At 46.5% G+C, this 14,477-nt stretch carries 13 protein-coding genes; 10 read left to right on the forward strand and 3 right to left on the reverse strand.

Annotation, left to right across the window (positions count from 1 at the left end; all coding sequences use genetic code 11):
• Positions 1-44 precede the first annotated feature (44 nt).
• The 6 genes from nqrF (at position 45) to dinB (ending at position 5,186) form a co-directional block, all read left to right on the forward strand.
• The gene (gene nqrF / locus K0H61_RS03930; protein WP_220051461.1) at positions 45-1,301 is read left to right on the forward strand and encodes an NADH:ubiquinone reductase (Na(+)-transporting) subunit F; all 1,257 of its coding nucleotides are present in this window, start codon (positions 45-47) and stop codon (positions 1,299-1,301) included.
• A 96-nt stretch (positions 1,302-1,397) separates the two neighbouring features.
• Positions 1,398-2,471: an FAD:protein FMN transferase gene (locus K0H61_RS03935; RefSeq protein WP_220051462.1), complete on the forward strand. Its 1,074-nt coding sequence runs from the start codon at positions 1,398-1,400 to the stop codon at positions 2,469-2,471.
• 11 nt (positions 2,472-2,482) lie between these two features.
• A complete protein-coding gene (nqrM, locus tag K0H61_RS03940) occupies positions 2,483-2,707 on the forward strand; it encodes a (Na+)-NQR maturation NqrM (protein ID WP_220051463.1) in 225 nt (74 codons plus the stop codon).
• Between the two features lie 256 nt (positions 2,708-2,963).
• Positions 2,964-3,437: a bacterioferritin gene (gene bfr / locus K0H61_RS03945; RefSeq protein ID WP_220051464.1), complete on the forward strand. Its 474-nt coding sequence runs from the start codon at positions 2,964-2,966 to the stop codon at positions 3,435-3,437.
• A 10-nt stretch (positions 3,438-3,447) separates the two neighbouring features.
• Positions 3,448-3,915, forward strand: a complete 468-nt coding sequence (bfr, locus tag K0H61_RS03950) for a bacterioferritin (protein WP_220051465.1) — start codon at positions 3,448-3,450, stop codon at positions 3,913-3,915.
• Positions 3,916-4,106: 191 nt separating this feature from the next.
• Positions 4,107-5,186, forward strand: coding sequence for a DNA polymerase IV (gene dinB / locus K0H61_RS03955; RefSeq protein WP_220051466.1), 1,080 nt, complete (start codon positions 4,107-4,109; stop codon positions 5,184-5,186).
• A 119-nt stretch (positions 5,187-5,305) separates the two neighbouring features.
• On the opposite strand, the gene K0H61_RS03960 is transcribed toward dinB, so the two are convergent.
• Positions 5,306-6,766, reverse strand: coding sequence for an aminoacyl-histidine dipeptidase (locus tag K0H61_RS03960; protein ID WP_220051467.1), 1,461 nt, complete (start codon positions 6,764-6,766; stop codon positions 5,306-5,308).
• A 218-nt stretch (positions 6,767-6,984) separates the two neighbouring features.
• On the opposite strand from K0H61_RS03960, the gene K0H61_RS03965 reads away from it, so the two are divergent.
• From K0H61_RS03965 to K0H61_RS03980, 4 genes are all read left to right on the forward strand, one after another.
• Complete coding sequence (locus tag K0H61_RS03965; protein ID WP_220051468.1) at positions 6,985-8,523, forward strand: M17 family metallopeptidase; 1,539 nt, start codon at positions 6,985-6,987, stop codon at positions 8,521-8,523.
• Positions 8,524-9,592: 1,069 nt separating this feature from the next.
• Positions 9,593-10,882, forward strand: a complete 1,290-nt coding sequence (locus K0H61_RS03970) for an NCS2 family permease (protein WP_220051469.1) — start codon at positions 9,593-9,595, stop codon at positions 10,880-10,882.
• Positions 10,883-11,061: 179 nt separating this feature from the next.
• A complete protein-coding gene (gene proB, locus K0H61_RS03975) occupies positions 11,062-12,180 on the forward strand; it encodes a glutamate 5-kinase (protein ID WP_220051470.1) in 1,119 nt (372 codons plus the stop codon).
• A 13-nt stretch (positions 12,181-12,193) separates the two neighbouring features.
• Positions 12,194-13,471 (forward strand): glutamate-5-semialdehyde dehydrogenase, encoded by a 1,278-nt coding sequence (locus K0H61_RS03980; RefSeq protein WP_220051471.1) that lies wholly within the window; start codon positions 12,194-12,196, stop codon positions 13,469-13,471.
• Positions 13,472-13,545: 74 nt separating this feature from the next.
• Here K0H61_RS03980 and K0H61_RS03985 read toward each other — a convergent pair whose 3' ends face one another.
• Positions 13,546-13,848 (reverse strand): hypothetical protein, encoded by a 303-nt coding sequence (locus K0H61_RS03985; RefSeq protein WP_220051472.1) that lies wholly within the window; start codon positions 13,846-13,848, stop codon positions 13,546-13,548.
• 122 nt (positions 13,849-13,970) lie between these two features.
• Complete coding sequence (gene ybaK, locus K0H61_RS03990; protein ID WP_220051473.1) at positions 13,971-14,447, reverse strand: Cys-tRNA(Pro) deacylase; 477 nt, start codon at positions 14,445-14,447, stop codon at positions 13,971-13,973.
• Positions 14,448-14,477: the final 30 nt, after the last annotated feature.

A 14,477-nucleotide genomic window follows, 5' to 3' on the forward strand; every position in this document is an offset into this window, starting at 1 on the left:
GACACCAAACGGCTTCTTGATTTGGACCTTCTAAGGATAAGTTAATGGATATTCTTGGTATTTTTAAATCTACTCCGCTTGAGGTTTACCTCGGTGTGAGTATGTTTACTGCTATCGTACTTATCTTAGTTTTAGTGATTCTGTTCGCTAAATCTAAGCTAGTATCAAGCGGTGACATCACGATCGGCATCAATGACGATCCTGAAAAAGCGATTACAACCGGTGCCGGTGGCAAGCTGTTAGGCGCGTTAGCGAACAACGGTATCTTCGTATCAAGCGCCTGTGGTGGCGGTGGTTCTTGTGGCCAGTGTCGCGTAGTGGTGAAGTCTGGTGGCGGTGATATTCTGCCGACCGAACTCGATCACATCAGCAAAGGTGACGCCCGTAAAGGTTGTCGTCTGTCTTGCCAGGTGAACGTTAAGAACGACATGGAAATCGAGCTTGACGAAGAAATCTTTGGTATTAAGAAGTGGGAATGTACTGTTATCTCTAACGATAACAAAGCAACCTTCATTAAAGAGCTGAAGCTGCAAATTCCTGATGGTGAGTCTGTTCCGTTCCGTGCGGGTGGTTACATCCAGATCGAAGCGCCAGCACACCATGTTAAATATGCTGATTTCGATGTACCGGCAAAATACCGTGGCGATTGGGAACACTTCGGTTTCTTCAACTTAGAATCTAAGGTTGATGAAGAAACAATCCGTGCATACTCAATGGCTAACTACCCAGAAGAGTTTGGCATCATCATGCTAAACGTACGTATCGCTACGCCACCTCCACGTAACTTGAGCTTACCATGCGGTAAGATGTCATCTTACATTTGGAGCCTTAAGGCCGGTGATAAAGTGACTATTTCTGGACCATTCGGTGAATTCTTTGCGAAGGATACCGATGCAGAAATGGTATTCATCGGTGGTGGTGCGGGTATGGCACCAATGCGTTCACACATTTTTGACCAACTGAAGCGTCTTAAGTCTAAGCGTAAGATGAGCTTCTGGTACGGTGCGCGTTCTAAACGTGAAATGTTCTACGTAGAAGACTTTGACGGCCTAGCGGCTGAAAACGATAACTTCGTATGGCACGTGGCGCTGTCAGATCCTCAACCGGAGGATAACTGGGAAGGTTACACAGGTTTCATTCACAACGTGTTATATGAAAACTACCTGAGAGACCACGAAGCCCCAGAAGATTGTGAGTTCTACATGTGTGGACCTCCAATGATGAACGCGGCCGTAATCGGTATGTTAAAGAATCTTGGTGTAGAAGACGAAAACATCCTTCTGGATGACTTCGGCGGCTAATTAAGTTAGACCAAGAAACGAAGAGTTGCAGATGTGGAGTAACGCTCTCATCTGCAACTTTTGCATTATAGAGCCCCAAAAGAGTTGTTAGTCACTATGTTTAAGACCCTAGCGTTAAAAACTCCAGTGTTAAACACTTCAGCGTTAAAGCACTTATCTCTCAAGAATTCTATTAGTTGGCTGCTAGTTGCTGGCCTTGCTTTTGTTATGGCGGGCTGTGCGAAAAAGGATGAGGTAATCTCTCTTTCGGGCAGCACTATGGGTACAACCTACCATATTAAAGTGGTTCCTAGCGAACATATGCCAACAGCCCAGTTGCTGCAGGCTGAAATTGACTTGGCCCTAGAGCAGGTCAACAACCAGATGTCGACCTATCGTCCCGACTCTGAGTTATCGCGCTTCAACCAACTCCCCCTTGAGCAGAGCGTTGAAGTTTCTTCCGATACAATCAAAGTGGTGAAAGAGGGCATGCGTTTATTCGAGGTGAGCGATAAAGCCTTAGATATCACCCTAGGACCATTAGTGAATTTATGGGGCTTTGGCCCAGATAAGCGTCCTACTAAGGTGCCTACTCAGGCACAAATTGATGCGGCAAAAGCCAAAACCGGTATCCATGAGCTGTCTATCGACGGCAATCGTTTAAGTAAACACAATGCTTACCTCTATGTGGATTTATCGTCGATTGCCAAGGGCTTTGGCGTCGATAAAGTGGCGTCGATTTTAGACAAGTATCACTCAACGGGTTATCTGGTTGAAATTGGCGGTGAGCTTAGCGTTAAGGGCACTAAGGCCGATGGCAGTGCCTGGAAAGTCGCAATTGAGAAGCCAACGGATGAAGGTATGGCGGTGCAGCAGGTGATTGAACCTGGCACTATGGCGATGGCGACTTCAGGTGATTATCGCAATTACTATGAGGAAGAAGGCCAACGTTTTACGCATATTATTGATCCACGCACTGGTTTACCTATCAATCATAAGTTAGCATCTGTTACCGTCTTGCATAAAGACTGTATGACCGCCGACGGCTTTGCGACCGCAATGATGGTATTAGGTACCGAGGCATCATTGGAACTTGCCAAGAAAGAGCACTTGGCGATAATGCTAATCGAAAAGCAGGGCGAAGGTTTTAAGGTATACTACAGCGAAGCCTTTAAGCCTTTCATTAAGTAGTTGGAGTTAACATGAGCACTTTTATCGCGGCATTTGTGATTTTATTATTGTTCTTTTTGCTTATGTCCATAGGTTATATCATCAAGCGTAAGGCCGTTGAAGGGAGCTGTGGCGGTTTAGGTGTGTTAGGGATTGAGAAAGCATGCGATTGCGATGATCCCTGTGACAAGCGTAAACGTCGTATGGCAGCTGAAGAAGCTCGCCGTGAGAAACTGACGAAAGACCGCATTATCTAATCACTCTTTTGAAAAATAGCCTCCCTTTGGAGGCTATTTTTTGCTTCCCATTGTTAAATTCTCCTCCTTAATCATCAATAACTGCCAAATATTCCTCGGCTTATGGCGAATGATAATGTACGCAAACCTAAGCGAAAATGAGAATGGTTTTTATCATTAACTAGATGAAATTATTTAGAAATTTGAGAAAGCGTTAAGTCTGTACTAGGCTGAAATTTGACATAGATCAAATTTCAGCCTATCAAGGACGCAAGTTATGAAAGGTCATCCAAAAGTGGTGGGGCAATTAAATCGGGTACTTACCTGTGAATTGACCGCTATTAACCAATATTTCCTCCACGCTCGAATGTTTAAACATTGGGCGCTGGAAAAGCTTAATCATGCCGAATACAAAAAATCCATTCAGGATATGAAGCATGCCGATAAACTTATCGAGCGGATATTATTTCTAGAGGGCTTACCCAATCTTCAGCAACTCGAAAAATTGCGCATTGGTGAGCATTGTGAAGAAATGTTCGATTGTGATATCGCGATAGTTCAAGAAGAACTCTCGTTACTGCGTAACGCCATCACAATATGTGAGGTCGAGCAAGACTATGTCAGCCGCGATCTACTCGAGGATTTACTTGAGGATGAAGAAGAACACTTAGATTGGCTCGAAGCACAGCTTGAGTTAATCGGCTTAACTGGCATCCAAAACTACCTTCAATCCCAAATGAGCGAGTCATAGGAGCTGCGTTATGAAAGGCGATAAAGACGTTATCGATGCACTGAATCAGCTCCTGACAGGGGAGCTATCGGCGATGGATCAATATTTTGTCCATGCCCATATGTACGAAGATTGGGGACTAAATGAGCTATACGAGCGCATTGCCCACGAATCAGACGATGAAAAACAACATGCTGCTAAGCTAGTACAACGCATTTTATTCCTCGAAGGCACGCCCAATGTCGCCGCCCGTGAGCCGCTGAATATTGGTTCAAACGTCGAGGAGATGCTGCGTAATGACCTGAATTACGAGTACAAAGTTGCGGACGCACTGCGTAAGGTGATTGCACTTTGCGAGCAGAAAAAGGATTACCAGACACGGGAAATCCTTGAAGTATTACTCGATGATACCGAATCGGATCATATGTACTGGCTCGAGAAGCAACTTGGACTTATCTCGAAAATCGGTTTGCCTAACTATCTGCAATCTAAGATGTAACTATTAGCAATGAAAAAATAACGATAAGTCTGAGTATTGTATCCAGATCTTAAGCCAGCATTTGCTGGCTTTTTACTGCCTTTTTGCTGGTTTCACAGCAAGCGATCCCAAGCGTGTCTTCGATCGCAATTTTCAAGGTGTTACTTGATTACTGTTTTTATATACAGTATTTTATTGCTGGGGGTATTCAAGTGCGTAAAATCATTCACATCGATATGGACTGCTACTTTGCTGCGGTGGAAATGCGGGACTTTCCCGAATACCGCGGTAAACCCCTTGCCGTGGGTGGCAGCCTGGAGTGTCGTGGGGTGATCAGCACTTGTAATTATGAAGCCCGTAAATTTGGGGTACGCTCCGCCATGGCAACGGCTTATGCACTGAAGTTATGTCCCGATCTTATTTTGGTTCCGGGGCGGATGCAGGTCTATAAAGATGTGTCGCAGCAGATCCGCGCTATCTTCGGCCGTTATACCGAACTCATCGAACCCCTATCCTTAGATGAAGCCTATTTAGATGTAAGTGACTGTAAACTCCATAAGGGCTCAGCCACTTTGATTGCCGAGGCTATCCGCCGCGATATTGTTAACGAGACAGGTTTAACCGCTTCTGCAGGTATCGCACCGGTGAAGTTTCTGGCTAAGGTGGCGTCGGATTTAAATAAACCCAACGGCCAATATGTGATTACGCCCTCTGAGTTACCCGAGTTTGTTAAAAGCTTATCGCTTCGCAAAATTCCAGGGGTGGGAAAAGTGACCGCCGAAAAACTCTCTGCACTGGGCTTAAATACCTGTGGCGATGTGCAAGCCTTCCCGACTCAGCAGCTGATTGCTCGCTTTGGTAAGTTTGGCAATGTCCTTGCTGAGCGCGCTAAGGGGATCGATGAGCGGGGAATTTCCGTTGGTCGCGAGCGTAAATCAGTGGGGGTTGAAACCACCCTTGCCAAGGATATTCATACCCTTGAGCAATGTCAGCAGGTGATGCCGGGGTTATTGCAGGAGTTAGCCCAGCGTTTGAGTCGCAGCGCCAAAGACAGGCAAATCCATAAGCAAGTCGTAAAGCTTAAGTTCAATGATTTTAAGCAAACGACCATTGAACATCGTAGCGATGAGGTCTCCGTTGTGCTGTTTTACGATTTGCTCGCTCAAGCAATGGCAAGGCAGGAGGGAAGGGGAATTCGCTTATTAGGGGTTTCAGTGGGACTTGCTGAGGGAAAGCAGAGTAGACAGGTAAAGCTTGAGGTAAATAGCGCCCAATTGGGATTTTCTTTCTAAGATTGTTTTTAAGCTTCTGATACAAAAATAATTCCAATTTTTAGCTAGCTAAATAAAAAGGCCGCACAAGCGTTAATAGCTTAGTGCGGCCTTTATACTCTTCATTAGGCGCTTAGCACTTATGCGCGCGCAGGAATACGTTCCAATACCGCTAAGAGTAGATCCCAATATTGGCCAACGGTTTCGATATTGACCATCTCATCTGGGCCGTGTGGGAAGCGAATGGTAGGGCCAATCGACACCATGTCCATCTCTGGGTAAGGCTTCTTAAACAGACCACATTCAAGCCCCGCGTGGATCACCATAATAACTGGCTCTTTATTGTAGATAGACTCATAGGTCTCACGCACAATTGCCATCACTGGCGAGCTGTTATCCGGCTTCCAACCAGGGTAGGCACCGCTAAATTCAATCTCTGCGCCAGCCAGATTGGTCAGGGCATTGAGCATGCCTTCAACCTGAGTGCGGCCAGAATCAATGAGTGAACGGATTAAGCACAGAATGGTGACTTCTTCATCGCTGGTGTTAATCACACCGACGTTTAATGAGGTTTCAGTCACGCCCGCCACTTCATCGCTCATGCGCATTACGCCATTTGGGCACACATGCAGCAAGTCGATTAGGGTGTTTTGGCTGTTCTCGCTCATCACACGTTTTGGCGTGTCGATTTGGCTTAACACTAAGCGCATATCTGGGTCGGCAATTGCCAGCTCTGCGCGAATTAAGGCTTCAAACGCTTTAACTTTTTCATTCAGCGCGTCCACATTTTCAGTGGGTAACATAAAGCTGATATTGGCTTCACGTGGGATAGCGTTACGCAGTGAGCCACCGGTGAACTGGGTTAATTCCAGTGCCAAATCATCGGCGTTTTCAAATAGGAAGCGGGCTAGAATTTTGTTTGCATTACCACGGCCTAAGTGAATGTTCACCCCAGAGTGACCGCCCTTTAAACCTGAAAGATGCAGGCTGAATGACGCGTAACTTTGCTCTGAAGCTTGCCATACCATTGGCAGGGTAATTCGAGCATCGACGCCACCGGCGCAGCCCATATAGATTTCACCCTCTTGCTCAGAGTCGGTGTTGATCAGGATTTCAGCATCGAGCATACCTGCTTGCAGACCGAAAGCGCCCGTCATACCCGCTTCTTCATCTATGGTCAGCAGGACTTCTAATGGGCCGTGTTTAATATCATCGCTGCCTAAGATCGCGAGCGCCGACGCCATACCAATGCCGTTATCCGCGCCTAGGGTAGTGCCTCTGGCTTTTACCCACTCACCGTCAACATGGGCTTCGATAGGATCCTTTGTAAAGTCATGCACTTTATCGGCATTCTTCTGTGGCACCATATCGATATGAGCTTGAATAACCACCACTTTGCGATTTTCCATGCCCGGAGTGGCACTCTTACGGATGATTAAGTTGCCAACGGCATCTTCAATTACATCGAGCGACTTGCTCTTGGCCCAATCTTGTATGTGTTTGCTTAGGGCTTGCTCGTGCTTAGAAGGGTGGGGAATTGCACAGATTTGTTCAAACCATTGCCATAATGGCTGTGGGTATAACTGGCTTAACGCTGTCACAGAATTGTCCCTCATGAGGTATTGTGAATATAGGGCAAAAGTTAGCGCATTCTAGCACATTCTCGGCGGTCTAATAATCCTTAGCCTAAGGAGGCTGATAACTTTGGCAGCGAAAGTTGCCAAGATGGATTTTTTCGATGGCGATGACATAAATTTTTGATTGGTAATTAGTGTTTAGAGCATGAATAATGCAGGCAAATAATGAAAAAGGATGGACCATGTTTCAAGTAAATTTTGTTGATGTCAAAACCGAAAATGCCATTTTTGATGGCGAAGGTTGGGATGCGGTTGTGGTGGTAAGTGCAGAGGTATCTTCTATCGCAATCGATGAGATTTCACTCTTGGCTCAGCATGGTGCCAACGTTGATAAACGTGTTGGTAAGAGTCCTACATTACTGTTTGCCCCAGGTCTTGCGGGCGGTCGATTAATTCTTTCCCCTGTTACCCAAGCTGAAGATGAATATGTCGATGTGCGTGTTTACGCCGCAGCTGCCAGAGCGGGTATCGCGATTGCTAAGGATGCGGGGGCGACTCGTCCACTACTCTATATCGCGCCATCAAAGGATAGCCGTTATCAGTTTGCCAGCGAAGTTGCGGCTTTAGCCTGTGGCCAAGAATTATGGCAAACCTTAGAGCTGCGTGAAGCGCGTGCAATTAAGCCCGCCTTTGAAGCCATTGGATTACTGTCGATTGCCGGTCATCAAAGCGAGTTACTTAATGCCCTCGAAGCCGGGCGAGTGCTGGCAAGGGATTTATGTGGCACAGAGCCTGAGCGCATGACGGCAAAAGCCTTTGCCGATTACTGCCTGCAAGCATTTGATGGTAGCGGTTTAAAAGTGACTGTTGTTGAAAACAAAGACTGCCTTGAGCGTGATTATCCATTGCTGAGCGCCGTTGGCCGTTCCTCCTTTGCTGTGGGTCGTCATCAACCGCGGGTGGTGAAATTGGAATATGTGCCAGAGGGCGAAGTGACCCGTACATTCCTGTTTGCGGGTAAAGGCGTGGTTTACGACACCGGCGGCGCCGATCTTAAGGTTGGCGGTGCGATGGCGGGTATGAGCCGCGATAAGGGCGGCGCTGCTGCGGTTGCGGGGCTTTTCAAAACCCTGTCGATGTTAAAGCCTAAGGGCATTCGGGTGATTGCTGAGTTGGGTTTAGTACGTAATAGTATCGGCAGTGATGCCTTTGTGACCGACGAAATCATTACTGCCCATTCGGGGGTAAGAGTTCGTATTGGCAATACCGATGCAGAAGGGCGTTTGGTGCTGGCCGACCTTTTGAGCCATCTGCGTATTAAAGCCGTGTCGGCTGTGAATCCTGAAATGTTTTCGGTGGCCACTCTGACCGGCCATGTGGTGCGTTGCTATGGCGGTTATCCTGCGGCAGTTGAAAACAGTGTTGCGACCGATAAACAGGTAGCAAGTACCTTGCAGCAGCATTCAGTTCAATGGGGCGAGCCCTTTGAAGTGTCGTCACTGCGGACCGAAGACTTTGCCAAAATTCGTGATGTGTCGGGCGCTGCGGATGTCTTGTCATCGAATAACGCACCCTCTTCAGTGACTGCCCGCGGGCATCAATACCCTGCGGCTTTCCTGTTGAAGGCGTCTGGATTATTTGAACATGGTAAAAATGCTGCGATTCCATTGGCTTATACCCATTTAGACATTGCTGGTAGCGCTACAGAAGGGGATCCTCTTTATGGAAAACCGACTGCAAGTCCGTTGGTGAGTTTGTATCAATATTTGATCAATCGCTAACAAGGTGTGAACAAAAACAGGAATAATTCTGTAATAGCTTATTTATTAGTGTGTTATGGAATTATTTCTGATTTTTTGTGATGGGGATCTACAAAAACCACATTAACTATGTGTAATTAAATTACATTAAATGCCGTTAATCAAAAAAAATGAAATACAGCTTGTAATAAAATTACAGTTATCTATAATAGCTTTCGTAGGGCAGGCACAATGCCTTTTCCCTCTAGTCAATCCAGGATGGATATTTTTCTCCAAGGACCAGAGTGACAAGTTGTCTCAACGGATTTGAGAATCTCTAGTTCCAAGGAACCGAGCACAGCTTTGCTAGAGCACTTAACCTCAACTTTTTTGGAGTATTGACTATGTCTTACACTGGTAAGAATCATTTTGTGTGGCAAAACACTTGGATTAACACCGATGTTTTGCGTGGCGGTTTATTCGCTATGAGCTTTAAGGGCTAACTATCCCTTTAAACCTAGTTTCCATCATCCATCAACCTTTGATCGCCTGTTTGGGCGTGTTTAGACACAAGTAGCTATCTGTGCTTTGCATGGGTATGCCAGGTTTCTTCCGCTAGCGCGGTAATGTACTTCCCCCGAAGGGGACGCTTGAAATTGTCTCGCCTGCTCCTTGAGCAGGCTTTTTTTTACCTTATTTTTACCTTGCTTATTGTCACTTAACCTATCCTAGATGCAGCTTTATATACTTTTATCACTTCTATGTTGTTACCTATTTCCCTGTTGATAAGCTTGTAATTACTATTCGTTACTCAGCTTGTTTAGCCCCTTATTAGCTTCGTTTTTTTGCCAAATTATGCGGTTTTAAGAACATGCTTACCGCAAGATTTGCGGGTTTAAATGTGGCTAAAGGCGACAATCTCGAGAGCCGCGGGATTTACCGAGTACCATGAAGGTGAGTTTTTATGCTGTATAGCGAATTCTTTTAAGGATTTCATGATCAATTTGTGGCCTGACCAGCTTAAACTCCCTATAATCTGCGGCGCTTGTAGCTTAGCTACAGATTATTTACATTGAAAATACCCTACTTAAAAGAAAAGGAACCCAGTTCCATGTTAGAAAAGCTGTTCAAACTTAAAGAAAATCAAACGAGCCTCAAGCAGGAAGCGATAGCAGGTTTGACAACATTTATGACTATGGCTTACATCATTTTTGTAAACCCAATGATGTTAGCCGATGCGGGTATGGATCACGGTGCCGTCTTTGTGGCCACCTGTTTAGCGGCAGCGGTTGGCTGTATCGTAATGGGCGTAATGGCGAACTACCCAATTGCGCTAGCGCCAGGTATGGGGCTTAACGCGTTCTTCACTTACACAGTCGTAGGTGAAATGGGATATAGCTGGGAAACGGCCTTAGGCGCAGTATTCCTCTCTGGTATCTGTTTCTTAATTCTGTCTTTAGTGCGTATCCGGGAGTGGATCGTCAATAGCATTCCAATGTCACTGCGTATCGGTATTGCAGCAGGTATTGGTCTTTTCCTTGCGCTCATTGGCCTTAAGAGTGCCGGCATTGTGGTTGCAAATCCGGCAACGCTGGTGACCATGGGCGATATTACCGCATTCCCAGCATTGATGGCTGTGCTTGGCTTCTTCATCATCATCGCCTTAGTGAATCGTGGCATGAAATCAGCGGTTATCATCAGCATTCTGGCGGTTACCGGTTTAGGTTTGGCCTTTGGTGATGTGCAATATAACGGGCTTGTGTCAATGCCGCCGTCGGTAGCACCGACCTTCATGGCGATGGATTTATCACAAGTATTCGAAGTGACCATGTTATCAGTGGTATTTGCCTTCCTATTTGTGGACTTATTTGATACCTCAGGCACCTTAGTTGCGGTCGCACAGCGTGGTGGTTTCCTTGATGATAAAGGCCGTTTACCTCGATTAAACCGCGCATTAACTGCTGACAGTTTAGCGACGATTGCGGGCGCAACCTTTGGTACATCAACCACGACAAGTTATGTTGAAAGTACCTCTGGTGTGAGCGTGGGCGGCCGAACAGGTCTGACGGCTGTGGTAGTGGGTCTACTCTTTATCGCGTCATTATTCCTTGCTCCATTGGCGGGAATGATCCCTGCTTACGCGACAGCGGGCACGTTATTCTACGTAGCGATTCTGATGATGTCAGGCCTGTTACATGTAGAGTGGGAGGACTTAACTGAGGCGGCTCCAGTGGTGGTAGTGTGTATTATGATGCCATTGACCTTCTCCATTGCGACAGGTATTGCCTTAGGTTTGATTTCGTACGCGGTGATCAAAATACTGACAGGTCGCTTTAGCGACTTGAATGTGGGTGTGGTTATTTTGGCAGCGATGTTCGTGGCTAAGTTTGCTTTTAGCTAAGTTGCACTTATTTAATTCGCTTTAGGCGAAATGATTAAGGGTCATCTAATCGATGGCCCTTTTTTTTGAGCTATTCCAAACAGTTCTAGAATTTTTAACGTGAGTTAATCTTTGTTGACTACCAATTAGCTGATGGATTAGGTATAAGAAATGTCTGGTTATTTTTTGATAAGTGAAGATTGAGCTTGAGTGAGATTGCATATCGCCGTGTAGTGGTGAAGTTAGGGACGAGTGTGCTGACATCGGGCAGCAAGCAATTGGATAAAGCGCATATGGTTGAGCTTGCTCGGCAAATGGCCGCATTGATGAAGTCGGGCGTTGAAGTCGTTGTCTGTACTTCAGGCGCCATTGCTGCAGGCCGTGAACATCTTCAATATCCCATCTTGCCCGATACCATGGCTAACAAACAGTTGCTGGCCGCAGTGGGACAAAGTCAGCTGATTCTCGCTTGGTCGCAGCTCTTTAGTATTTATGGTTTGCATGTCGGCCAGTTGTTACTAACTCGCGCGGATTTGCACGACCGTGAGCGATATTTGAATGCCCGCGATACCCTAAACGCGCTGCTAGCCAACAACATTATTCCGATTATTAATGAAAACGATGCCGTTGCCACCAATGAAATCAAGGTGGGTGATAACGACAATCTATCTGCACGGGCGGCGCTGTTGTGTGATGCTGACCTACTGATGTTATTGACTGACCAAAAGGGGCTGTTCGACGCCGACCCCCGCACGAACCCCGATGCCAAGCTTATTCCGCAGGTTGAAAAAATTGACGATAGTCTGCGCCTGTTAGCCGGAGGTTCGGTATCAGGCTTAGGAACGGGCGGCATGTCGACCAAACTTGAGGCCGCCGATATCGCCCGCCGTGCAGGTATTGAAGTCGTGATTGCCTCGGGTCATCATCCCGATGTGATCAAAAAAATTGCGGCTAAAGAGTCGGTTGGCACCCATTTCAGTGCTATTCAAAATCCATTAGAGAGTCGTAAGCAATGGATTTTGGCAGGACCTGCGGCTAAAGGGTCTTTGGTGCTTGATGATGGTGCAGTTAAAGCCGTTACTGAGAAGGGCCGCAGTTTGCTATCTAAGGGAATCGTCGAGGTCAAAGGCAATTTTGAGCGAGGCGCAACATTGCAACTTGTTGATAAGCAAGGTCGCTTGATCGCAAGGGGGATATCCCGCTACGGTGATGAAGCATTAAATTTAATTGCAGGTAAGCACTCCGACGAAATCGAATCCCTTCTCGGGTTTGATTATGGGGATGCCATAGTGCACCGTAACGACATGGTTGTTCTATAAGCGAGGTCTAGTTTTGAGCCAAATTAATCCAGAGCAATATCTACAGCAGTTAGGTCAAAATGCGAAGCAGGCAAGTTATGTGCTGGCCAATTTAACGGCGAGGCAAAAGGCTCAATTATTGGAAGATATCGCCAGCGCTTTGACTGAGCAAACTCCTGCTATTTTGGCCGCGAATGCTAAGGATGTGGCCGCCGCTAAAGCCGATGGTTTAACCGATGCGATGATAGACAGGTTGCTGCTGAATGAGTCGCGTCTTGCGGGCATCATCGCTGATATCGGTGATGTGGTGCGTCTCGCCGATCCCGTGGGTGAAGAGTTTGGCTCGCGGGTGTTAGACAACGGTTTACGCCTTACGCGTCGCCGCGTGCCGCTTGGTGTGATTGGGGTGATTTATGAGGCCCGCCCTAATGTGACTGTTGATATTGCTGTATTAGCCCTTAAAACCGGCAATGCGGTGATCCTTCGTGGTGGTAAAGAGACGCTTGAGTCAAACAAGCTAATAAGTGAAGTGATCCGAGGTGCTCTGGCTAAATTAGGTTTCCCTAAGGATGCGGTGCAACTTATTGACTCACCTGATAGGGCTTTGGTATTAGGCCTGCTAAAGTTAGATAAATACGTCGATATGATCGTCCCCCGTGGTGGCCAAGCATTGCAGCGACTTTGCGCTGAGCAGGCAACGATTCCGGTGATTTTAGGGGGCATCGGTATTTGTCATCTATTTGTCGATAAATCAGCGGATTTAGTTAGGGCGCTCGATGTGATTGCCAACGCCAAAGTGCAGCGACCAACAGTGTGTAACGCCCTCGATACCCTGCTGGTGGATAAGACCGTAGCGACAACTTTTGTGCCGCAGATTGCTGCGCACCTTCATACCCTGGGGGTGAGGTTTTCAGTTTGTGGGCAAAGTTTTCCTTTACTTGATGGCTTGGGGGTTGATGTTACTCAGGCAAGGGATAACGACTTTGCTACCGAATGGTTGTCTCTCACCTTAGGGATTAAAGTGGTCGATGATATTAATCAAGCAATTGCCCATATTCGCCATTATTCGAGTGGGCATTCGGAGGCGATTTTGACTGACGATATCCATGCCGCCGCCCATTTTATGAATGAGGTCAATTCAGCCGCCGTATATGTGAATGCCAGTACCCGTTTTACCGATGGTGGACAATTTGGGCTCGGCGCCGAAGTGGCGGTGAGTACTCAAAAACTCCATGCCCGAGGGCCTATGGGCATTGAAGCATTAACCACCTACAAGTGGCTTGCCTGGGGCGATTATACCAGTCGCACCTAACTGGACTTTAAAAGCAATTCCAATAAAAAGCCGTCAATTCGACGGCTTTTTTATGCTTAAATGGCTTTTAATTGTTACTTTAAGAAACGCATTACCGTCGCTATCACCCAGATACACAAGAAGATAACCGACATCACAGTGGTGAATTTACGAAAGGCACGGATATATTCCAAGGTATAGAGAAAATACTTTTCTTGCACCTTACGGATCAGTAGCACTGATGGCAGCATAAAGGTGCAATAGAGCATGACAACCATGGTGGTAAAATCATGACCCCAAAAGTGTTCATAGATAAATAGGACGATACAGATAAGCATGGCTGCCCAACTGATGGGGCTGATGCTATCTTCCTGATTCCATTGCGTTGACTTTTCCATGCGACTATCCCTAGTCATTTGCCATTGTTCAGTTTATAGACAAAAATCCTTATTTTTTCAATCAGCACAATAAATACTTCTGCAAAATCATTATAAATTGACTGCTTAGCCTAAATTTTATCTCAGAGGACTTTGATGTGAGCAAAGGAGCCTTTGCTCAAAATTGCTAAATCGGTTGGCGATAAACAGATTTCAAGACCGCGTTTACCTCCACTCACATAAATTTTGTCGAAGTTTTGGGCGCTATTATCAATCAGGGTGGTGAGGAGCTTCTTTTGTCCAAGCGGACTGATCCCACCAACTAGATAGCCCGAGGACTTTTGCGCTAGTTCGGCGTCGGCCATCTGTAACTTTTTCTGACCTAAGCATTTAGCGACCGCCTTAAGATCCAGTTGATGGTTGACGGGCACCAAGGCGACGGCAATCGGCAAATGGGCTTTATCAATGGCAACCAGTAGGGTTTTAAAAACCTGTGCAGGATTAAGGCCTAAGGTATTAGCTGCTTCTTCGCCATAGGCGGCGCAGTGGGGATCATGGCTGTACTCTAAGATTTCAAAGACGATTTTGGCTTTTTTTGCGAGCTGGACTGCTGGAGTCATAATCTCTTCCTTGATGCATCCTTGTATGTA

It is taken from the genome of Shewanella acanthi (genome assembly GCF_019457475.1).
Taxonomy (GTDB): domain Bacteria; phylum Pseudomonadota; class Gammaproteobacteria; order Enterobacterales; family Shewanellaceae; genus Shewanella; species Shewanella acanthi.